Below are 22311 nucleotides of genomic sequence, written 5' to 3'. Positions count from 1 at the left end.
ATCAATGGTGGTTTTCTAAATTGATATAAAATAATAATAAAATGTATTAAAGGAGTTAAAAAAATGCCTAATGAAAGTACCCATAATCAAATTCATTGATTCCCTGGTCATATGATGAAAGCCATTAAAGCAATTGAAACTAAGTTACCAATTATTGATGTTGCAATTGAAGTTTTAGATGCACGAGCACCATTAGCAACAAAAAGTACTTTATTAGATCGTTTATTAGAGAAAAAAATAAGAATTATTGTTCTTAACAAAGTTGATTTAGCAGATGATAATTTTACTAAAGAATGAGTTACTTTTTTTGAAAGTCAAGGTTTTTCTGTTTTATTGGCAAAATCATTAACTACAAAAATGAAACCACAGTTGTTAAATTTAATTACTAAATTAATGGAACTGCAAATGGAAAAAGAATTGGCAAAAGGTATTGTTAATCCAAAAATTAAGGTATTAATTATGGGATTACCAAATACGGGTAAATCAACATTTATCAATAATTTATTGCAACGTAAAGTAACACAAACTGCTAATATACCTGGTGTTACTAGAGGTCAACAATGAATTAAATTAAATCCAACGATTGATTTGTTAGATAGTCCTGGTATTTTACCACCAAAAATGAATGATCAAAAAGTAGTAATGATTTTAGCTTTAATTAAAGCAATTCCTGTTAAACATTTATTTTTAGAAGAAATGGCTAATTTTGCTTTAACCTTTTTACTTGAGAATTATTATGAAAGATTAGTAAAATATTATAATATTAATTTTGAAATTAAAAATATTAATGATGAAACATTATTTCTTTATTTTAAGAAATTAGCACAAAAATATCATTTAAAATTGGCTAATGATGAAGATAATACTCATCGTGCCATGAATTTATTTATTAATGATTTACAAGTAGGGAAACTAGGATTAATTTCATTTGAAATACCACCTAAGATTTTAAAACATGAAAAGTAGTTTACGATACGAAATTGATAATTATTCATCAGGAACATTAATTGCTGGTTTTGATGAAGTGGGAAGGGGAGCTATTGCAGGACCAATTGTTGTTGCAAGCGTTATTCTTAAACCAAACTTTAATCATCCTTTAATTAAAGATTCAAAACAATTATCAGCAAAACAACGAATAGCAATGTATCAAATTATAATTGATAATGCACTAACAGTTGTTGTTAGTATTAAAAGTCATCAATTTGTTAATATTCATAATCCTAAGCAGACTAGTATTTTAGCAATGATAGAAGCATTTAATAAATTAAAAATAGTACCTGATGTGTGTTTAGTTGATTTTGAAAAACCGCAATTTCCTAATTTTCTAGGAAAAGTTGAAGCAATAGTTAAAGGTGATCAAAAATCACTTAATATTGCTAGCGCTTCGATTATTGCTAAAGTAGTAAGAGATAAAATTATGATTGATTATGATACTCAATATCCTAATTATGGGTTTAAAAATCATAAAGGGTATTATACAAAAAATCATCAGATAGCATTACAAAATTATGGTATTTGTGATATTCATCGTATTAGTTGTGCGCCCGTTAAAAAATATAGCGGAATTATATAATAGAGAAACTTTTATTATTACAATTATTTACTGGTAATAAGTTATTATCTTTATTATCAATTACTAACATAGTTGAAAATATTTCTTTATATATTTTTTTGGGAGCGTACCGATGTTGTCAATAATATTCAAATTTGTCTTTAAATTATAAGTTTAGACGAGAATAATTTAGACTTCAATATGCAATTGTAAGTTAATCTTAACACTTCAAAAATATTAGTCAACAATAATACTTACTTTTATAACTCAAAAATTCTTATTAAAGTTTTCTTTAATAAGTTTTATTTTATTTTTATTTATTTGCTAAATTGTAAAGGTAAGTGCAACTAAATTATTTTTCTATCCAAATATTCGATTGGTGAAAGATAATTTAGTATTTTTCTCGGTCTTTGATTTAAAGACAATATAAATTTATGAACTTCATTTTTATTAGTTTTTGAAAAAATAAATTTTTTAGGAAATTTTTCTCTAATTAAACCATTAGTATTTTCATTAGTACCTCTTTGTCAAGGTGAATATGGATTGGCAAAATAAATTTTTACATCTAAATTTTTTTCAAGTTGTTGTCAATTTGAAAATTCTTTGCCACGATCAAAAGTAATAGTTTTAACAATGTTTTTAGGAAGAATTGATAAATAATAACTGACATTTTTATTAATAACTTTAGTAGTTCTGTTTTTAACTAACATGGCTAAAGTCAATCGTGATACTCTTTCAACTAAAGTTATTAAACATGATTTGCTTTTACCTCGTGATGATACTATAGTATCTCCTTCTCAATGACCAAGTGTTATACGATCATTAACATTTATATCTCGTTCTTTAATTGATTTACCATTAAACTTGCCACGATTTTCTTTAGATTTTCGTTTTTTACCTTTTCTTCTTAAATTTTTACTAGTAACTTTATCAAGCATTCCAAAATAAATTCAAGTATAAATTGTTTTAAAACTAATAACTCACTCTTTATGAAAATTTTTAATTCTGCCATAAATTTGTTCAGATGATCAACCTAATAGTAATTTTTGTTGTACATATTTTACTAAATTCTTATTTTTAAACTTATGAAAACTAATATGTGATTGTTTTCGATTTTCAGCTTTATTTTGTGCAATTAATGAAAAATCATGATTATTATCTTTATTTCTATTAATTTCTCGAATAATAGTACTAATACTTCGATTAAGATTTTTAGCTATTTCACTAATTTTAAATTTAAATTTCAATTGATTCTCAATATAAATCCTTTCATCTATGCCAAGATGTTTATAACTCATATAAAAACTCCTTACTTTTTTCTAAACTAAATTTAGCATTATGAAATTTTTATATGAGAATTTTTTGCAATTTTATTTACTTGCACTTACAAGTATAATTCAGCAAATTTAAGTTTTAATTTATAATAACTGGATAATTGTATTTATTTGATAACATTTAAAATTAACCATTTTTGTATACATATCAATGTTATAAGTTCTATCACCAATCATATGCTTTAAAATTTGTTTAATATTAGTTTCAGTAAAGCAACCAATATTTTCAACTAATGCTTGGTTTAATACACCATCTTTTGCATTAATAAAATAACCAACTTTTAATTTTTTATATTGTAAAGTTAATGCTTGTAAAAAATCAATTAATTCATAATATTGACCTTTGGCAAATAAATTTATTGCATTTTGATAGTGTAATTTAGCAATTTGATTTTTTCTTCTTCCTGCCATTATACCAAGAAATAAAACATGAAAAGCATGAAATTTATCTAAAATAAATTTAGCATTTAAAATTGTAGCAGTTTTTCTAATTCATTTTGCACTATCTCCACAAACTATTAAATTTGCTTGGTCAAAGTTTTCAAAAAATAAATTACCATATTTTTCTATTAATTTTGCGGTTTTTTCAGCACCAATTTCTGTTTTTGAAACTCTTATTTTACATACAGCTCTTTTATTAATTAATTTTCCATTTTTCTTTTTACCAGTACACATTACTATTAATCTCATCGAACATTTTTTACAATTTTTAGTATTGTGTTTTTCATTAAACTTAAATTTTCGATGACCATCATCAATATTTACATATAAATTTTGATTTGGTTGTAATGGTATTTTGGGAATATTTGCTTTTGGTAATTCAAATTTTTGATATGTTCTACAAACTGTACTATTACTTATTAAATCTTCAATAAAAGTATCACAAACATCACGATACTTTTTACCATCAGCAAAATATTTTAAAATTTGTTTAATAACGTTAGGTGCAAGTTTACTATATTTTTTAACACCAAGATAATTATCTAATAATGATACGTACTCCATTTTTTGTGTTTTTGTGTTATAATGTGTACAAATACGTCGCTTATAAGTTAATAAAACTTTTTTTGCTTTTAATTTTCGTTGTCTAAATCTATATGATTTATATTCAGATTTATCACATATACTTCATAAATAATCATCTATTTTTGCAAATAATTCTTCTGTTTGTTTTAAACTTAATTCATCTTGATTAAAATCATGTTTGTCTCAATCAAAATGATTTGCGAATGGTAATATAAACATTTTTAATGTTCCTTTCTAATTTTTGTTTGTTAATAATTTAAGTTTAATTTTTTTTAAAAAATAAGGAGTAAATATGGCTTTTATTAGTAGTTATGGACAATTAAATAAAAAATATAATCTTAATTTTAGTGATAATAATTATGGTTTTAGTTGAGATATTTTTAAAGAATTTGTTGGTGATGAATGAGCAGAATATTTTACTACTAATTGTTTTTATCGTTTTGTTCCAACAGCACGTGGAACAAGAAAAACTTGAAACTGTTTAGCATTTGATTTATTTATATGTTGTAATTTTAGAGATAGTAGTGTTCAAGAAGTAAGAAGATATGAAAATACTCATAGTGAAACTACAATTGGTGCTTTAATGAATGTTTGTCAAGTTTTATTAGATACATATAATATTAATTTATTACCTAATAATCCACATGGCATTAAATGAAAAATTACTAAGGATGGGGGATGTATTATCTTTCCAAGTAATCAACAAATTGACTTTATTGGTTATGCTAATGGTAATAAGATTTTTGGAAAAGAAGCAGGTGGGTCAAGTTTTTTAGGTTCAAGAACAGATGAAATTATTATGGCAGAAGAAAAAGAAACATTAACTGAAAAACAATTAACATATCGATATGAACGTTTACAAAACTCTATGTTTAGAAGTAATCGTATTAAAGTATCAAATAAACCTATTAAAGAGTGAAGTTGAACATTTATTGATAAAAATATATATAGTTCTACCTTTGGACAAAAGATTACTCGTTATTTTTATAAAAGTTTTTTCATTACTTTTACATGTAATCCTTATGATAAATATCATCCATTTTATTTAAAATACTGTACACCATTTTTACCATTAAATGATGAAGTCATGAAAAATCTTAAAAAAGTTGGTAAAGTTTATTATGAAAATAAAGATATGTTTAGTGGTTTAGGTTTATTTGTTTTAAGATTTACTATTCAACCATTTTGAAATAAATTACCTGACATTCAACAAAGAACATTATTAGAAATGGAAAAAAGTAATCCAGATGAATATAATACTGTTTATTATGGTTTTGAATTTTTAGATAGCGATGCAACAATTTTCCCATTTCAAAAAACAGTAAAATATTGACAATCATATGATTTAAAACAATTTTATAATCAAGAAAAAGAAATGTATAAATTTGATTTTTATAGTGTTGGTATTGATTGAGCTACGGGACCAAAAGACCATAATGTATTTATGGTAGTTGGTTTTAAAGAATATAATAATACTGGTTATTATGATGCTTATATTATTTGTGAATTAGTAGTTACTCCAAATGATTTTATAAATGAAAATGAAAAAATTAATGCTTATGTTAATGAAATTTTAGGATTAATGGATAATTTTGAAAATTTTGAACAAGCAATTTATTTTTATGATGATAAAGCAAGAACAGCAATGGATTGATTAAATCAAAAATTAATTGATGAACACAATACTATTTTAATAACACAAACCGCTATTAAACATGCTTCAAATTTAAATCAAGAAGCCGGATTAACTAATAGAGTAGTTTGAATGAGAAATATTATGAGTTATGGAAACTTTTATGCAAATAAAGATGATTTACCAAAAACAACTCAATGTTTAGAAGAATTACGTTATGACCAAACCAAAACTAACATTCCTGACAAAAATATGTATCAAGACCCTTATGATGCATTATTTTATGCATTATATCCATATAAAAATGTAATTAGGGGTAAAAATAATGCTACTGTAAAAAAAAGTATCTTCACATTTGCAATATAATAAATAAGCGCAATACAATTAATATTATAGGTATCAAAAAATAAACACCTTTAATTTAGGCGTTATTTTGCTTTTAAAAGCATACTTGTAAAAATAATCAAAAATAGTACAATTTAAAAGTAAAATCAAGGAAAAAAGGAGATATTTATTATGAAAATATGAATAAAAACAAATTTTCAAAAAATATCATTATCATTTGCTGTAATAACTGGTGTTACCGGTTTAATCTTAGGAATAGTTTCATATAATAAAAATAATCAATTAACATATTTTTATGATTACGACCATGAAGCACACTGGGGGGCAACTATTTGAGCAAGACAAGTAAGTAATAAACATAAAATTACTCTTTACTGAGCATCAAATAAATTAACTGATGATGCAGTAAAATGAGATGGTATTTATCCAGATGGATATTTTGATAATTAAATTTCTAAATTTATATAAGAAATATTTTCATTATATTTATCAAATAAATTAATATTATTTAAATTTATTTCTTGTTTATTTGTTACTAAAATTAAATCATAATTACCAGCACCAAATAGTCCGCTAACTTCAATTCGATTTAAGTTATTAATTGGATTTTCAATTTGTAATTCAAATTCACTATTATTGTCAATTTGTAAAACTTCTTTATAAAATTCTAATTTAGAAAATAATTGTGATTTATTTGAACCATATAAATTTAAAGCATTTTCGGTTTTATTTTTATTAATAATTAATCTTGTAAAATATTTTCCATATTCACCATTACCTAATGTTCAATCTGCCGGAATTAATGATGGTATATTATTGCTTTCTAATTCATTAGTTATGGATAGTCAGTTAAATTGATTATCATCTAATTTCAATAATTCATTTTGACTAATGTCATTGTTTTTTAGTTTAATGTTATTGATATCTGTAAAATCAAAATATGCAGATTTTAATACTACTTTTATATCTTTAAATTCTCAAATCTTATCAGGTGTAGAATGTATAGGATTTGATTTTAATTCAAAATAATAAGGTAATAATAATTTATAGTCATCATTTAAACCGTTATTAATAGACATGGTTGAATAAATATTTTTTGATAGCATTATAACTATTTGTTTTAATATTTTAACTTTTGGTAAATTTGTATAGTTAGGATAATCTAATTCTCATTGTTTAAATAAATTAGTAATAACTTCATTTGGTTTTTGTCCTTCAAACTTAGCACGAATTTTATCTAAATCATTCATTTCTTTTAAAACATTACTTAATGATGCACCATCAAAGTTTCTATTATAAGTATATGTATAAGTTAACATATCTAATAATACTTTTTGTAAACTATCAATTGGTGGTCTATCTTTTATTTCTAGTTCAACATCATGAAATTTATTTGTTGTAGAAATAAATAGGGAGCGTACCGAAGATGTCGATAAATAAAAATTTTTAAAAATAACTCCTTTCTTTTTTAAACTATTAAATTAAAAAATAAATGACAAAAGACGAGAATAAAATTCTTGTCTTTTTTTGTAATTGTAAAATTTTAAAATTTTTAATAACCGTCTTTAGCACTATTATCAACACGTGTTAGGGAAATAAAAAAGTGAACTACAACATAGTTGTTAAAAATAGTAGCTAGCATGTGGACTTGCATGGATAAATAAAAAGTGGAGTGATACCTAATAAAATATACTAACCAGAAATGGTAATTCTTGGGGTGGGAGCGAATTGGAAACTAGTATATATAGACCCGGAGTGGGGACCAACTATTATTCTTTATTTAACCAACCTTGCCACTACCAAGTGAGCAAGTGTTGGTTTTATTTTTTATTTTTTTTTGAAAAATTTTTGGGCGAGAAAATAAATTTCAAACTTGTAAAAAAAATTGAGGCATTCGGTTCAATTAAAATATTAATTTGCTAAACGCAAATTAAATAAATATTGAATCGAATGCCTCAATGTTTTTTAAAATTTCACAATTTATTTTTGAGCCCAGAATTGCTGGAATGAATAAAACAAATAGTAGTATTATTAATAATCTAAGAATAAAAATATATGTTCTTTATGCTAGAAGCAACAGAACATATTAGGAAAGGATTATTATGCAAATAGAATTTAAAAAAGAACAAATTGTTAAAGATAAACCACAATCTATTCTTATTGATTATGTTGAATATAAATTATCTCTTCCAAAATGAATGATTAAAAATAATTCTTTTATTGTTGATAACAGTTGCACATATTGAGTTTTTAATTTAGAAAATATTAAAAAAGAATTAAGTGGTAATGAATTAATAAAGTTATTAGAACCATATATTAAAGACCAAAAAATAACTGTTAATAAACCAACTGCTCCAAAAGAATATTATCTTAATGATATAAAACTTGAACAATTAACATTTTATGAACAGCATAATAGTTGATTTATGGGTGAAATAACAGATAACAAAACTAAAATTACTAATCCTTGTTTTAAATATAACATTACGTGAGAAGAAAACAGAAAAGGTTTTAAAATAAATAATCCATATAAACATGATGATTTACCAATTAATTATATAGTTACTTCTTATAAGGAAATTTCAACTCATAATGAAAAAGTATTTTTGTTGAACATGTAAACAAAATAAATTAGATTATTTATTCTTTAATACTAATGATATAAAAACAAGAAAATATTTTTTAAGAGATAAAAATAGTAAAGCAATTTGTTATGACTGTATTTTAAATATTAGGTTAAGTAGGAGGTATAAATATGAATAAAGAAAAAATACTTGAATATCTTAAAGATGAATGAGAATGAAATAAAGAAATGAGAGACGATGAAAAAGTAACTAAACTTTGAAAAAGTTGTTTTAATGGAAGATTAAATCTTATATCTCAATTAAATCAAAAAATTAAAAATGGTGAATTTGATTAATAATGCAATATGACTTAATTATTGGGATTGACCCCGCTGGTATTGGTAATAATGGAATTGTTATATATTCAAATGAAACAAATAGGATTATTTATACAGAAACATTCAACACAACACATGTTTTTGAAAGTAAAAATCGTTATAAAAGAATATTATCAATAATCAAAGAACAATTTTTTGAAAACAAAATATTAGTTATTGTAGAAAATTTCTTTTTAAGTTCAAAACAATTATTAACTAATCCATTAGCAACTCCTAAAATTATTGGTTCATTAATGGTATTAGTACAAGATGTTTTCAACTGAGATTATCTAGAAAACCAACCAAAAAATAAAAATAAAATAACAAATTATAAAGGAAATATAAAATTAAAAAAACATGAACAAGATGCATATAAACACATTCAATACTATTTAAGGAATTATAAAAATGAAAGATAAAGCCAATTATGTCAAATTAACAGTAAAACTAAGTAACACTATTGAAGCAAAATATTACGAAAAAGGTAATAAAGAATTATATTATAGTGTTCGTGGTCAATGAAATGGTTTAAACTATGTTACTTTAATTTTTAATAATCCAAAATTTTATAACCGATGTATTTTATTAAACAAAAACGATGAAATTATTGTCACTGGTCAAATTTTTAATACTTTAAACATTCCTAAAAATCGTGTATTTTGTTCAATTAATGTTAAATGATTTAAAAAATGAAAAGAGTAAAAAATGATATGATGAGAAATTTTATTAATAGCACCAATATTAATAACAAGTATAACACTAATAATATTTTTAATATTTATTATTAAAGAATTAAAAAATGAATATAAAGTATTAAAAATATTAAGTGAAATTGCTAATCAAATTGAAAATAAGGAGAATAAATAATGAAATGTTTTCTTTGCATGCATGGAGAAATATATTCTCCAAAAACCTTGTATAAAATAAAAAAATTGAAAAAAATAATTTACCAAGATAGAGATATTGATAGTGAAGATTTTAAGAAAAGATATGAATATCTTTTAAAAAAATTAGGTGATGGTGATAATCAAATTATTTGAATAAATTTCTTAATAAAGCAAGAAAGAAATAATAGAAAGGAGAATAAATAATGAATAAAGAAGTATGTTGTGAAGATTGTTGTGTATGTGATAAAAAACATGATTTATTTACTTGCGAAAAAAACTGCTGAGAAAATGTATGTGAACATTGTTATCAAGGTGATAAAGAACATAGAAATAAAGTTGATGAAATTAATAAATCAAGACATAAAAATTGTATTAATAAAGAAAGATTTATGCAATATCTTAAAAACACATATCGCTTAAACGGATATTATGAAGAAGTTTATAAACCAATTAAAACCAGAATTAAAGACCGGTGATTTGATAATGACTAATTATTTACTTTCAATTGACCCAAGTATTAAAAATACTGGATTTACTTTATGAAAAAAAGTTTATTTACATGATAAATATGATTTTTGAAATTGAAAACCAATATTTGTTAAAAGTTATAATTTAAAAGAATATGATGGACAAAGAAAATTTTATTGAGATATAAAAGTTAATGATAATGAATTGGATTTAATTATTGAACGTGGTACTTTTAATTCAAAAAATGGTATTGGTTATGAAAATCAAGAACATTTACGTGGTTTTATTGCAGGACAATTTAATAAATTATTAACAAAAGATATGTTAATAAGTCCAAGTGAATGAAAGAAATGATATGAACGTTATGACCCACCTATTTTTTGATTAAGACCTTGAGATAAAGAACTAAGTATATATGTTGCTGAAGAAATTATTAAAGAAAATAATTGAAATATAAAAATATCAAATCATGATGAAGCAGATAGTTTATTAATTGGTTGATATTATTTAAATAAGGAGAATAAATAATGAATAAAGAAAAATTACTTAAATATATGAAAGATATAATTAAATGAACTAAAAAAATTAATTATACAAACTCTGATTTGGACAAAAATATTTTAAATTTATTAATTGAAAAAATAGAAAAAGGTGAATTTGATAATGACTAAATTAACAGATTTATTTGGTCAAGATAAAATAGAAATATTTTCACCAAATCCCAAAGATTTAACAGATAGTAATGATATAAAAACAATTATTTTATGAAAATATCCTAATGTTATTGCTGAATATTTAGTTGTTTCTCAACCACATGCAAATACTGCTATTTTAGTTGGTGATAACGTTCACTATACAGGTTGAGTTGAAGTGTTTATTAAACCAAAAAATGAAGGAGTAAATGAAAATGCCAAATGACACGAATGTACAATCAAATAACTATACTTTATTAAAAATAATAAGAATTGGAATAAGTCCATTATCAGCAATGATTGGTACAAGTGCTTATTATGGTCAAATTATTGGTAATCCAGTATTAGGAAGTATTAATGCTTTATTATTTAGTAAAAAGTTAGGAATTGATATATGAAACTTAAATCAAATGCCAAGTACTAAAAAGAAAATATTAAATTCAAGTAAAAAAAATATTATTAGGTTTAGGAACTATTGGTTTAATTAATTATGCAAAATTTACAAAAATCAATCCTAATCCTGAACCACCACCTTGATTAACAACTACTACCACAGAAACACCACCATGACCATTATTATTAACTAATGATAATAAACAACAAATGGATTGAGATACATATATTAGTTTAAGTACTTATGGTATATCAAATCTAATTGGTGGGTTAAGTGAACTAATACCTAATAGATTTGAAGTAATAAGAAAAATATGTAATATGGCAACTAGTGGATGTCTAATTTCAAGTGGTGTAGCTATGGGTATAAATAATGATTTTAATAATGCTTATGCAGTACCAACAATAGTTGCTGGTGCAAGTGAAATTATACATAATTTATTACCTATGGAAACTACAAATTATAATCAAGAAATGCAAGAAACATCATTTACAAATGAAACAAGAAGATTAATTAATAGTGATGCTATTAGTAATAATAGTGGAAGTAGTGATGTTTTATATGAAAGACCAACTACATATGATAGTTTATAAAGGAGATGATAACTAATGAATAAAGAAAAATTGATTGAATATTATAACAATGAAATTCAGACATATAAAGAAAGAATGGAACAATTAAATAAAGAAATATCTTTATTGGTAACTATTATAAGTAATTCAAAATCAATGATTGAAAGAATTAATAATGGTCAATTTGACGAATAATTAAAAATAAATAATTGAAAGGAAATAATTGAAAATGAAAGAATTTTTACATGAATTAATTATTATTGGAACAAGTGTAGGAACATTAATTTGTAGAGAATTAATTGTTTGATTTAAAAGATTTATTACAACTCCAAAACATATTAGAAGAAATAATAAAGTGATGAAACATCAAAAAAAATTAGCAAAACTTAATGAAAAAATTAATGGAAAAGAAAATAAATAATAAAGGTGTGATTTAAATGTTAGAAAATGAAACTAATGTTGAACAAAATACTGAACCTTTAATTGAAAATAATAATTTACAACAAGAGCAAGAAATTAAGATTGTTGAATTAGAAAATAAGTTAAATAAACTTAATCAAGAAATTAAAGAAAAAGAAATAATTAATATATTTAAAAAATATCAAGTTAAAAAAGAATTTTATGAATTTTTAAAATTTAAAAAAAGTAATATAGAAAATTCAAAAATTGAAGAAACTATTAAAAAAATGATTAAAGAACAACCACTATTTAAAGAACCAATTAATACAGGTGGTAAACAAGAAACAATATTAACAAATCAAGAAACTTCAATAAAAAGTAGTTTATTAGATTATAAAAAGAAAAATAATTTATAAAAGAAAGGAAAATTTAAAATGCCAAATCCAGTGCCATTTAAACAAAATTGAGATAATACTACAAAATTAGTAGAAACACCTGAATTTATAGAATTTTATAAACAATCAAATAGTCCATGAGCAAGTTTTTTTCCAATTGAAATGGTTAATTCTACAAAAATTGAATTTATAGTTAAAAAACCAAAAGACCCAACATTCAAAATACTTCATTGAAATGATAAAAGTAAAGGATTAGAAGTTGGTTATGTTGATACTGATAAAATTATTAAAGAAATTACAAAAGAAGCTAGTACAGGAGAAATGATTGGTGAAGTTGATTTATTTGCAGATAATGGGCAAAATTTACTAGAAAGTATGCAATATGAAGTTGCTAATGATTTAGCAGATTATTTAGCAAATAATGATACAAATACAATTGCTAAATCTGCCAAAAAAGTAATCATTACTGATACAACACCAGTAGGATATTTAAAATCAATGTTATCAGCATGAAATACTTTATTTCAATTAAGAAATAGTAATAATTGTAAATTTTTTATAACAAATAGTCTTTATGATACTTTAGTTTATTTAGCAGATAATAAAGGTTTAATTACTGATAATCAACTAGCACAACAATTAAGATTAAATGGAACAAATTTATATATTAAAGGTGTATTATGTCAAATTGTTATGGATGATTATATGACATTTAAAAATACTGAAAATAAAAATCAAATTATGAATTTTGTTTTAGCAACACCAAAAGCAATGAAAAGATATATGTTACAACAAACTAGTATATATGTTGAAGATATTAAAGATGGTAAAGTTCCAAAAAGATATTTAGTTGGTGGACAAGTAACAGGAGAATCTATTCCTTATATGTCAAACTCAGAAACAGAATCAAGATGAATGTTATGTGGTATTGTTAATAAAAAATATTTAAGTGAAGAAATTACAACATTAACAACTAATATTACTGCTGATACTACTAAAAAGAATAAATTATTAGATACAACAATTAAAAATACAACTGAACTAAATAATTTAAATCCAAATTTAACAACTCCAATTATTAATTATTTTAGTGATGCCCAAGGTCAAGTTGATGTAAGTAATCAAAACCAAAAAGCAGGAGATTTATATGTAGTAATCACTACTAATGACACTGATAAAAATTATCAAGGTTCAACAAATCCTATAAAAATAACTCTTAAATAAGGATAATTATTATGCCAATTGGTACAACTAGTACAGCAATACTTTTAAACATAAATAAACCAAAACATACTAGAACAAGTCAACAACAAGAACATAAAAGTTGATGATGAGAAATTTTAGAAATGATTGGTGTACAAGTAATAGCAGTAGCACTTGCTCCTTTTACTGGTGGATTAAGTGAAAGTTTAGCACTTGGTTTAGGTGCAAGTGATTTACTTGCTAGTATTAGTGCTGTTGGTGTAGAGTTTTTAACTGATTTTACTATTAATCAAGTTTATGATTATTTAAAAGGAAATGTTACACCATTAAATACTTTTTTTAATATATTACCTGCATTTGCTGGACTTAATAGAATTAGTCGTGGTTATCGTACAACTAAATTTATTAGTTTAGCAGAAAAAACTAAAACATTAGAACAAATTGGCATTAAAAAAGCAAAAAATTTACAAGAAATCATTAGTCAAGTAAGTGGAAAAGAAATTTTAACAGATAAAATTATTGGAAATAAACGTTATTTATTTAATTATAACCATGCTCCAAATCGCGAAACAATAATACAAAATTTAGGTTTTGTTGCTGAAAGACAATATAAAAATAATTTTGCAAAATTAGAAGTACAAGAATTAAAAAATTATTTATTATTACAAAATGAATTAATAAAGTTAAGTACACAGTTAACTCCTAAATTTAAAATTAAAGATATTGATAAAGCAAACAATTTTTTACAAAAATATAATACTGATTTAAAAGAAGTATTAAAAATGAACCAACATGACTGATTAAATTTAGTTCATACAATACATGCAGAAAATAGATATGGAAAATCTTTAATTTTAGATTTACAAAAAATTCGTGCTAATGCAATTAAATTTAATTTTAAAAATAGTTCAATTCATAAATTAGTATTAAAAGCAAATCAAACTTTTAAATATTTTGATATTAAATTTTATTTTAAAAAAGGTTTAAATAAATTTTGAAAAGATACTTCATATTTTGAAAAAATAAGAATAAATATTTATAAATTACAAGAGAAATTCGAAAAATTAGAAAAACAAGCATTTGAAAAAATTAATAAATTAAAAGAAAAAACAATTGATGTATTTACAAGTGCTGAAAAGAAAGCAATTAAACATGCACAATTAATTCCATTAAATTCACCAGTATTTATGGCTTGTAAAATTCAACCTTTATCATTAGATAAATGTGGAATTACTATTTATCATCGTAATCCTAAATATAAACCAATTGTAGTTATTGATAGTATTATCAAAGCAGAAACTTTTGTTATTCAAATACATCCATTTCATTGATATAGATGATATAGCGGTTGATATATTGGATATGGAGTTAGTCAAAATAAATGATTAAAAAGTATTGCTTTTGCTCTACCAGTTGTACAACAAATGATTAAAGATAGTTTTAAAATTTATAGGCAAATATTAAGGACAATTAGAACTTATCATAAAGTAGTTAATGTTATTAATAATCCTATTGATAATGTCAATAAATCATTTAAAAGGGTGGGTTTAAAATTATCAGTTAATACTGTATTTGGTACTGGATTGTTAAGACATTTAGAAAAATTTGCATATAATCAAGTTGTAAAAAAAGGAAAGAAAAAATTACAAAAAGAAATTATACATATATCACATAGAAAAACTAAATCAAAAACCAAACGTTATAAAAAAGCATTTTTTAAGGAATGATAAAATATGATTAATAAACTTTGAACTGGTGTCAGTTTAGAAAATTATAATAACTGATATCCATTAACTGGAACAATTACAGAAACACCACGACAATATATAAATACATGACCAAATGTTGATGATTGATTTAAAACATTTGCTATTCGTGCTCAAAATGATATTAATGCTTATCTTGATTTTATTTTATCTAAATTTCCTTTTGATAGTTTTAAAGATGAATTAATTAAAGAAACTTTAAGAGATATGGTTTATGTTATGGTTGAACATTGAGTATTTAATCGTACACCAATTGAATTTAATGTTGATGCTACTATTCAATTTAATAATGGTAATCAATTTAGTGCAAGTAGTACTCCTACGATTAATATTTGAGATTTAGCACCTAGTAGAATGAAAATATGAGCAAGATTAACAGAATTAAAACAAATATTTTCAAATTATAATAATGATGAAATAGATGTTGAAAAAATTGACTTAAAAGCATTTTATACTAGAAACCAAGTTAATGAATTAATTCAAGAACAAAAAGAATTTACATTATCAAAGCAAATAAAATTATATGATGATACCATTAATGGTAATAAAAATGAAACATATAGGGGACCAGTTACAAATTTAATAAATAAAGGTTATGTTGCAACAGAATATGACTCAAAAACTGAAACTATGATTTTAGATTGACCTAATGAAATTGGAACATTACCACCTGATGTTTTACAAAACAATCCACAAATTGGTGATTATACACATGCACCAACTTGTGATTTTTCTGCTAAACAACAAAAACGAATTACTACAAATGAAAATGAAATTACCAAATTAAATAGTGAATTAATTAAAACAAACGAAAATATTAATGATGTTAAAAATAATTGATTTAATATTGAAACTAGTCCCTTATGAAAAAAAGTTGAAAATAATAATATAGAAATATTTAAATGATATTTTATTAAAATCAGTTATCAATATTCAACAGAAAATAACTTTATGAAATTTTATAAAGTAATTAAAATTTATTTAAATAATGTTTTTAACGAATTTGAATTGTTAAATGTTGATTCCATGACTTATGGAGAACAAATACAAAATAAAAATATTTTAAATATTGGAACTATTTACTATAACAATAAAAAGAAACAATTTAGTGGTGGTGGTAATTCTTATCCTGAACTTGGAAAAATTAATTTAATTGGTGATATAGAAGAAATATATCAATATCAAGGAATAGATACACCAACTGAATTTATAGCAGAAGAAAATACTGAACATGATTATTATACAAAACTAGAAACAAATCAATTATTAGATAAAAAACAAGATAAGTTAATTGCTGGTGAAAATATTAAAATTGATGAAAATAATAAAATTAGTGCTACTTGCGGGAAAACTGATTTAACTGATTATTATAAAAAAGAAGAAGTAGATAAAAAATTAGACAATAAAATGGATAAAGACCAATTCAAATATGCTTTTTCTATAAATACTATTGGTACTGAAATTCCTAATTTAGAAACTACTGATAAAACTGTTGCTGGTGCTATTAATGAAATTATCAAAAAACAACCACAACCAATTCCAATTCCTCCAAGTAGTTCAATTTGAAAAGAAGTAGGAATAAGAGAAAAAAATAAATGAGATAATTGACAAATTACTTATGATTTTATAGTTAATAAAAGATATAAAGTTTATTATTCTTGAAATATATATAATAATGTTTTTGCAATTAAAGAATTTATTATAACTAATACAAAAATAGCAGGTGTACCAATAGAAGTTTTTAACAATAATACTAATGTCTTAGTTTTATCAGTACAACACTCAAAATTTATTACTATTTATTCTTTAAAAGGTAGCGATAAAGGTAATACATGAAAAGTAGAAGAATTACAGGAATAAAATTATGATTTGAAAAATTATAAAAATTATTTTAAGTTTAATTGGAGTTTTATTATCTTCTGCTGTTGCTGGTTTAATTATATTTGCTGAATTATACTTGTAAGTGCAAGTAAATAAAATTGCAAAAAATTCTCATATAAAAATTTCATAATGCTAAATTTAGTTTAGAAAAAAGTAAGGAGTTTTTATATGAGTTATAAACATCTTGGCATAGATGAAAGGATTTATATTGAGAATCAATTGAAATTTAAATTTAAAATTAGTGAAATAGCTAAAAATCTTAATCGAAGTATTAGTACTATTATTCGAGAAATTAATAGAAATAAAGATAATAATCATTATTTTTCATTAATTGCACAAAATAAAGCTGAAAATCGAAAACAATCACATATTAGTTTTCATAAGTTTAAAAATAAGAATTTAGTAAAATATGTACAACAAAAATTACTATTAGGTTGATCACCTGAACAAATTTATGGCAGAATTAAAAATTTTCATAAAGAGTGAGTTATTAGTTTTAAAACAATTTATACTTGAATTTATTTTGGAATGCTTGATAAAGTTACTAGTAAAAATTTAAGAAGAAAAGGTAAAAAACGAAAATCTAAAGAAAATCGTGGCAAGTTTAATGGTAAATCAATTAAAGAACGAGATATAAATGTTAATGATCGTATAACACTTGGTCATTGAGAAGGAGATACTATAGTATCATCACGAGGTAAAAGCAAATCATGTTTAATAACTTTAGTTGAAAGAGTATCGCGATTTACTTTAGCAATATTAGTTAAAAACAGAACTACTAAAGTTATTAATAAAAATGTCAGTTATTATTTATCAATTCTTCCTAAAAACATTGTTAAAACTATTACTTTTGATCGTGGCAAAGAATTTTCAAATTGACAACAACTTGAAAAAAATTTAGATGTAAAAATTTATTTTGCCAATCCATATTCACCTTGACAAAGAGGTACTAATGAAAATACTAATGGTTTAATTAGAGAAAAATTTCCTAAAAAATTTATTTTTTCAAAAACTAATAAAAATGAAGTTCATAAATTTATATTGTCTTTAAATCAAAGACCGAGAAAAATACTAAATTATCTTTCACCAATCGAATATTTGGATAGAAAAATAATTTAGTTGCACTTACCTTTACAATTTAGCATTTATTATAGTAAAAATTGTCTTAAAAATTAATCAAATATTTTAGAAAGGAGAAAAAAATGAAACCTTTTTGACCAAGAAAAGATAAAACAAATATTAATAATAATGAAGAAAAATCTAAATTAATTTTTTTAGAAAATAAAAGTACACACACTTCTATTTTAAGTTATTTTGGTTTTAATGATTTTAATCATGAGACTTATTTTACTGATTTTGTTGCTGAAAATAATGCTAATTTATATAATGCTCCATTGGATATTAATAATGAAACTATTAAACAATATTTAATTAAACAAGAATTTTATAGAAAGAATTGAAATTCTATTTTTAAATTAAGCAAATTAGGAATTAGTGGTTATTTAATTTATATTGCTAATGATGATTTATATTTTCAAGTAGTAGATATACAGCAAAGAATTTATGATATTACTGGTAAATTAATTCAATGTACTATTTTTTATGATAGTTATCAACAAAATGCACAAACAGTAAGATTATTTGAAGTTTATAAATTAAATAATGAACAAGTAACTATTAATCGTGCAATTTATAGTATTAGTGATAATAAAAAACAATTTCCTTTACCTTTTAAAGAATATAGTAATAATCCTAATTTAGAACAAGAACAAACATTAAATATTAATTATATTCCAATAGCAATTATGAGAAATAAAGCAAATGAGTTAGCAGATTGTAATAAAGTAATGGATAAAATTAAAGCATTAGATGTTATTGATGAACAAATTGTTTTAGATACTATTTTAAATTCACCAAAGTTTATTTTTGACCAAACTTATGGTAATGCTAAATCTACAATGGATGAAGCCGTAAGAACATTAGTTACTAACAACTATATTTGAAAAACTACTGGTGATAATAATGAAAAAAGTGAAAATATTAATATGACAAGTAGTAATTTTAAAGGTAAAAATTTAACTGATATATATGATTGAAATATTAATGAAATATTTAAACGTTGTGGTATTCATATACCAAGTCAAAAGAAATCAGCACAACAATCGGTTCCCGAAAGTACAGCGGTAAATATTTCAACTATTAATTATATTGAACAAAAATTATGACAATTTAATATTGATATTCTTAAATTTATTCAAATATTAGTACGTTTAGATAAAGATTTATTAAATAGTAAAACATTTAATATTAATGATGAACAAGAAATTCATAACTTAACAGTTAAATTAAAATTATTTAATCCAGAAAATAACCAATTAATAGGAGAAAACAATGGAAAACAACAACAAACCACAAACGAAGTTTCCACAGAAACAAACTAAACTTAATCAAGCAGAAATAGAAAATGATTATTTAATTGATAATATTCCTTATGATTTTACTAATATGATGAGTGCTACTAGTGACCCTGATATTAATAGAGCATACGATGAATTTAAAAAAAGAAAAATTTATATTTATGAAATTGAACGTTTATTTAAAAATAATGAAAATAATAGTTTAAGATTTTCAGCAAATACTATTAAAATAGGTTTTATTGATATTGATAAAGTATTAAAAACTACTGCTGTTGAAACATCTGATTTTACTATGCAATTAAATCAAAGAGCAAGTACTAATATTAATGACAATACAATTGAATATAGTATGACTGATATTAAAAATTTAATATTTCAAGAAATAAATTTATTAAATCAATTTAAGTTATATGCAGTTAGTATAAATGAACCATTAACTGAAAATAATATTGATAATTTATATATTATTAATAATTATTCAGAACCTTATCAAAATCCAAAAACTAGAAGTACTAAAAGTATTACTATTATTAAAATTAAAGACTTTAAAACAAGAGATGGTTATCCAATTATTATTAAATTACAAAAACCACTAGATAAAGACACCAAAGTTATTGGTTTAAAAATTAAAGCACCTAGAAGCATGATTTTTGGCAATATAAAGGTACTTGGTGAAGTCGACAATATGGAGGTATACCCAAAGTTATTTGTCAAAGATAAGATAGCATTTCCGCTATTATCAATGCCTATTGAAACTCAACCAAAAGTTAGAATATTACAACAATGATTTAGTGAACAAATATTACCTTGAAATTTAGCAAAACAATTTATAGGACAAGAAAAATCAGTTTTAGATTTAATTGCTATTGGCGGTGGTAGAGAAACAAGAAAAGAAATTATTAATAATGCAAGAGTAACTAATGATAAAATTGGTTATGATGTTTCTAAAAATTCAAAAGTATGACCATTATCTGATGAACTAGAATTAAAAGATAAAAAATTAGAGTCATGATTTTTAGTAAGTGACTATAATTTATTTATTTCTACAACAAATAAATTTCATGATGTTGAACTAGAAATAAAAGATAGACCACCAATTGATAGTTTACAAAAAGTATTATTAGATATGTTAACTTATACATATACTTATAATAGAAACTTTGATGGTGCATCATTAAGTAATGTTTTAAAAGAAATGAATGATTTAGATAAAATTCGTGCTAAGTTTGAAGGACAAAAACCAAATGAAGTTATTACTAATTTATTTAAACAATGAGAATTAGATTATCCTAACTATACAAATTTACCAAAAGTTAAAATATTAAAACAAATAGTTATAATGCTATCAAAAAATATTTATTCAACCATGTCTATTAATAACGGTTTAAATGATGACTATAAATTATTATTACCTTATTATTTTGAATTAAAATCAAATCCTATACATTCTACACCTGATAAGATTTGAGAATTTAAAGATATAAAAGTAGTATTAAAATCTGCATATTTTGATTTTACAGATATCAATAACATTAAACTAAAAAACAATGACATTAGTCAAAATGAATTATTGAAATTAGATGATAATCAATTTAACTGACTATCCATAACTAATGAATTAGAAAGCAATAATATACCATCATTAATTCCGGCAGATTGAACATTAGGTAATGGTGAATATGGAAAATATTTTACAAGATTAATTATTAATAAAAATAAAACCGAAAATGCTTTAAATTTATATGGTTCAAATAAATCACAATTATTTTCTAAATTAGAATTTTATAAAGAAGTTTTACAAATTGACAATAATAGTGAATTTGAATTACAAATTGAAAATCCAATTAATAACTTAAATCGAATTGAAGTTAGCGGACTATTTGGTGCTGGTAATTATGATTTAATTTTAGTAACAAATAAACAAGAAATAAATTTAAATAATATTAATTTATTTGATAAATATAATGAAAATATTTCTTATATAAATTTAGAAATTTAATTATCAAAATATCCATCTGGATAAATACCATCTCATTTTACTGCATCATCAGTTAATTTATTTGATGCTCAGTAAAGAGTAATTTTATGTTTATTACTTACTTGTCTTGCTCAAATAGTTGCCCCCCAGTGTGCTTCATGGTCGTAATCATAAAAATATGTTAATTGATTATTTTTATTATATGAAACTATTCCTAAGATTAAACCGGTAACACCAGTTATTACAGCAAATGATAATGATATTTTTTGAAAATTTGTTTTTATTCATGTTTTCATAATAAATATCTCCTTTTTTCCTTGATTTTACTTTTAAATTGTACTATTTTTGATTATTTTTACAAGTATGCTTTTAAAAGCAAAATAACGCCTAAATTAAAGGTGTTTATTTTTTGATACCTATAATATTAA

At 22.8% G+C, this 22311-nt stretch carries 30 protein-coding genes; 26 read left to right on the top strand and 4 right to left on the bottom strand.

The annotated features are described in order from the left end of the window. Positions 1-63: 63 nt before the first annotated feature. Positions 64-966, top strand: coding sequence for a ribosome biogenesis GTPase YlqF (ylqF, locus tag AAHM79_RS07370; protein ID WP_342257502.1), 903 nt, complete (start codon positions 64-66; stop codon positions 964-966). Continuing rightward, positions 956-1573, top strand: a complete 618-nt coding sequence (locus AAHM79_RS07365) for a ribonuclease HII (RefSeq protein ID WP_339039984.1) — start codon at positions 956-958, stop codon at positions 1571-1573. Before ylqF ends, AAHM79_RS07365 begins: the two co-directional genes overlap by 11 nt. A 326-nt stretch (positions 1574-1899) precedes the next feature. Here AAHM79_RS07365 and AAHM79_RS07360 read toward each other — a convergent pair whose 3' ends face one another. After that, positions 1900-2850: an IS30 family transposase gene (locus AAHM79_RS07360; RefSeq protein ID WP_342257501.1), complete on the bottom strand. Its 951-nt coding sequence runs from the start codon at positions 2848-2850 to the stop codon at positions 1900-1902. Positions 2851-2970: 120 nt separating this feature from the next. After that, positions 2971-4131, bottom strand: a complete 1161-nt coding sequence (locus AAHM79_RS07355) for an Mbov_0401 family ICE element transposase-like protein (protein WP_342257416.1) — start codon at positions 4129-4131, stop codon at positions 2971-2973. Between the two features lie 73 nt (positions 4132-4204). Between AAHM79_RS07355 and AAHM79_RS07350 the strand changes: the two genes are divergently transcribed. Further along, positions 4205-5911 (top strand): hypothetical protein, encoded by a 1707-nt coding sequence (locus AAHM79_RS07350; protein WP_342257500.1) that lies wholly within the window; start codon positions 4205-4207, stop codon positions 5909-5911. A gap of 150 nt (positions 5912-6061) precedes the next feature. After that, complete coding sequence (locus AAHM79_RS07345) at positions 6062-6340, top strand: hypothetical protein (RefSeq protein ID WP_342257499.1); 279 nt, start codon at positions 6062-6064, stop codon at positions 6338-6340. Here the strand turns inward: AAHM79_RS07345 and AAHM79_RS07340 are convergent. Further along, a complete protein-coding gene (locus AAHM79_RS07340; RefSeq protein ID WP_342257498.1) occupies positions 6337-7209 on the bottom strand; it encodes a hypothetical protein in 873 nt (290 codons plus the stop codon). The genes AAHM79_RS07345 and AAHM79_RS07340 overlap by 4 nt on opposite strands. A gap of 639 nt (positions 7210-7848) precedes the next feature. Between AAHM79_RS07340 and AAHM79_RS07335 the strand changes: the two genes are divergently transcribed. The 22 genes from AAHM79_RS07335 to AAHM79_RS07230 all read left to right on the top strand — a co-directional run bounded on the left by AAHM79_RS07335 (position 7849) and on the right by AAHM79_RS07230 (position 21904). Further along, positions 7849-7980 (top strand): hypothetical protein, encoded by a 132-nt coding sequence (locus AAHM79_RS07335; protein ID WP_338958910.1) that lies wholly within the window; start codon positions 7849-7851, stop codon positions 7978-7980. Between the two features lie 12 nt (positions 7981-7992). Then, positions 7993-8511 carry a hypothetical protein gene (locus AAHM79_RS07330; protein WP_342257226.1) on the top strand — a complete coding sequence of 173 codons (519 nt, stop codon included), beginning with the start codon at positions 7993-7995 and terminating at the stop codon, positions 8509-8511. Positions 8512-8645: 134 nt separating this feature from the next. Further along, positions 8646-8810, top strand: coding sequence for a hypothetical protein (locus AAHM79_RS07325; protein WP_338957566.1), 165 nt, complete (start codon positions 8646-8648; stop codon positions 8808-8810). A gap of 2 nt (positions 8811-8812) precedes the next feature. Beyond that, positions 8813-9250, top strand: a complete 438-nt coding sequence (locus AAHM79_RS07320) for a hypothetical protein (RefSeq protein WP_342257225.1) — start codon at positions 8813-8815, stop codon at positions 9248-9250. Continuing rightward, positions 9240-9533 carry a hypothetical protein gene (locus tag AAHM79_RS07315; RefSeq protein WP_338957564.1) on the top strand — a complete coding sequence of 98 codons (294 nt, stop codon included), beginning with the start codon at positions 9240-9242 and terminating at the stop codon, positions 9531-9533. The genes AAHM79_RS07320 and AAHM79_RS07315 overlap by 11 nt, the downstream gene beginning before the upstream one ends. 3 nt (positions 9534-9536) lie before the next feature. After that, positions 9537-9698, top strand: coding sequence for a hypothetical protein (locus AAHM79_RS07310; protein ID WP_338957563.1), 162 nt, complete (start codon positions 9537-9539; stop codon positions 9696-9698). A 17-nt stretch (positions 9699-9715) separates the two neighbouring features. Continuing rightward, entirely contained in the window at positions 9716-9922 is a 207-nt protein-coding gene (locus tag AAHM79_RS07305) for a hypothetical protein (protein ID WP_342257316.1), read from the top strand. Further along, positions 9922-10209: a hypothetical protein gene (locus tag AAHM79_RS07300; protein WP_338957561.1), complete on the top strand. Its 288-nt coding sequence runs from the start codon at positions 9922-9924 to the stop codon at positions 10207-10209. The genes AAHM79_RS07305 and AAHM79_RS07300 overlap by 1 nt, the downstream gene beginning before the upstream one ends. Then, positions 10148-10714, top strand: a complete 567-nt coding sequence (locus AAHM79_RS07295) for a hypothetical protein (RefSeq protein WP_342257223.1) — start codon at positions 10148-10150, stop codon at positions 10712-10714. Before AAHM79_RS07300 ends, AAHM79_RS07295 begins: the two co-directional genes overlap by 62 nt. After that, the gene (locus AAHM79_RS07290; RefSeq protein ID WP_338957559.1) at positions 10714-10857 is read left to right on the top strand and encodes a hypothetical protein; all 144 of its coding nucleotides are present in this window, start codon (positions 10714-10716) and stop codon (positions 10855-10857) included. The genes AAHM79_RS07295 and AAHM79_RS07290 overlap by 1 nt, the downstream gene beginning before the upstream one ends. Beyond that, a complete protein-coding gene (locus AAHM79_RS07285; RefSeq protein WP_342257222.1) occupies positions 10850-11125 on the top strand; it encodes a hypothetical protein in 276 nt (91 codons plus the stop codon). Before AAHM79_RS07290 ends, AAHM79_RS07285 begins: the two co-directional genes overlap by 8 nt. Beyond that, positions 11094-11366, top strand: coding sequence for a hypothetical protein (locus AAHM79_RS07280; protein WP_342257221.1), 273 nt, complete (start codon positions 11094-11096; stop codon positions 11364-11366). The genes AAHM79_RS07285 and AAHM79_RS07280 overlap by 32 nt, the downstream gene beginning before the upstream one ends. A 115-nt stretch (positions 11367-11481) precedes the next feature. Next, the gene (locus AAHM79_RS07275; protein WP_342257220.1) at positions 11482-11865 is read left to right on the top strand and encodes a hypothetical protein; all 384 of its coding nucleotides are present in this window, start codon (positions 11482-11484) and stop codon (positions 11863-11865) included. A gap of 15 nt (positions 11866-11880) precedes the next feature. Further along, positions 11881-12039 (top strand): hypothetical protein, encoded by a 159-nt coding sequence (locus AAHM79_RS07270; protein ID WP_338957552.1) that lies wholly within the window; start codon positions 11881-11883, stop codon positions 12037-12039. Between the two features lie 34 nt (positions 12040-12073). Next, positions 12074-12265: a hypothetical protein gene (locus AAHM79_RS07265; RefSeq protein WP_338957816.1), complete on the top strand. Its 192-nt coding sequence runs from the start codon at positions 12074-12076 to the stop codon at positions 12263-12265. Between the two features lie 16 nt (positions 12266-12281). Further along, positions 12282-12659, top strand: a complete 378-nt coding sequence (locus AAHM79_RS07260; RefSeq protein ID WP_342257497.1) for a hypothetical protein — start codon at positions 12282-12284, stop codon at positions 12657-12659. An 18-nt stretch (positions 12660-12677) separates the two neighbouring features. Further along, positions 12678-13862, top strand: coding sequence for a hypothetical protein (locus AAHM79_RS07255; RefSeq protein WP_342257421.1), 1185 nt, complete (start codon positions 12678-12680; stop codon positions 13860-13862). 11 nt (positions 13863-13873) lie between these two features. After that, positions 13874-15571: a hypothetical protein gene (locus AAHM79_RS07250; RefSeq protein WP_342257496.1), complete on the top strand. Its 1698-nt coding sequence runs from the start codon at positions 13874-13876 to the stop codon at positions 15569-15571. A 3-nt stretch (positions 15572-15574) separates the two neighbouring features. Continuing rightward, positions 15575-17467, top strand: coding sequence for a hypothetical protein (locus AAHM79_RS07245; protein WP_342257209.1), 1893 nt, complete (start codon positions 15575-15577; stop codon positions 17465-17467). Positions 17468-17656: 189 nt separating this feature from the next. Then, positions 17657-18607, top strand: a complete 951-nt coding sequence (locus AAHM79_RS07240; protein WP_338979395.1) for an IS30 family transposase — start codon at positions 17657-17659, stop codon at positions 18605-18607. A gap of 83 nt (positions 18608-18690) precedes the next feature. Beyond that, positions 18691-19929 (top strand): hypothetical protein, encoded by a 1239-nt coding sequence (locus AAHM79_RS07235; protein WP_342257495.1) that lies wholly within the window; start codon positions 18691-18693, stop codon positions 19927-19929. After that, positions 19880-21904 (top strand): hypothetical protein, encoded by a 2025-nt coding sequence (locus AAHM79_RS07230; protein ID WP_342257211.1) that lies wholly within the window; start codon positions 19880-19882, stop codon positions 21902-21904. Before AAHM79_RS07235 ends, AAHM79_RS07230 begins: the two co-directional genes overlap by 50 nt. Here the strand turns inward: AAHM79_RS07230 and AAHM79_RS07225 are convergent. Then, a complete protein-coding gene (locus AAHM79_RS07225; protein WP_342257494.1) occupies positions 21901-22179 on the bottom strand; it encodes a hypothetical protein in 279 nt (92 codons plus the stop codon). The genes AAHM79_RS07230 and AAHM79_RS07225 overlap by 4 nt on opposite strands. Positions 22180-22311 lie beyond the last annotated feature (132 nt).

This window comes from Spiroplasma endosymbiont of Nomada ruficornis, assembly GCF_964030795.1.
GTDB classification, from domain to species: Bacteria; Bacillota_I; Bacilli_A; order Mycoplasmatales; family VBWQ01; genus Spiroplasma_E; species Spiroplasma_E ixodetis_A.
Note: the sequence above shows the minus strand (reverse complement) of the source record. Positions and strands in the feature narration are given on the sequence as shown.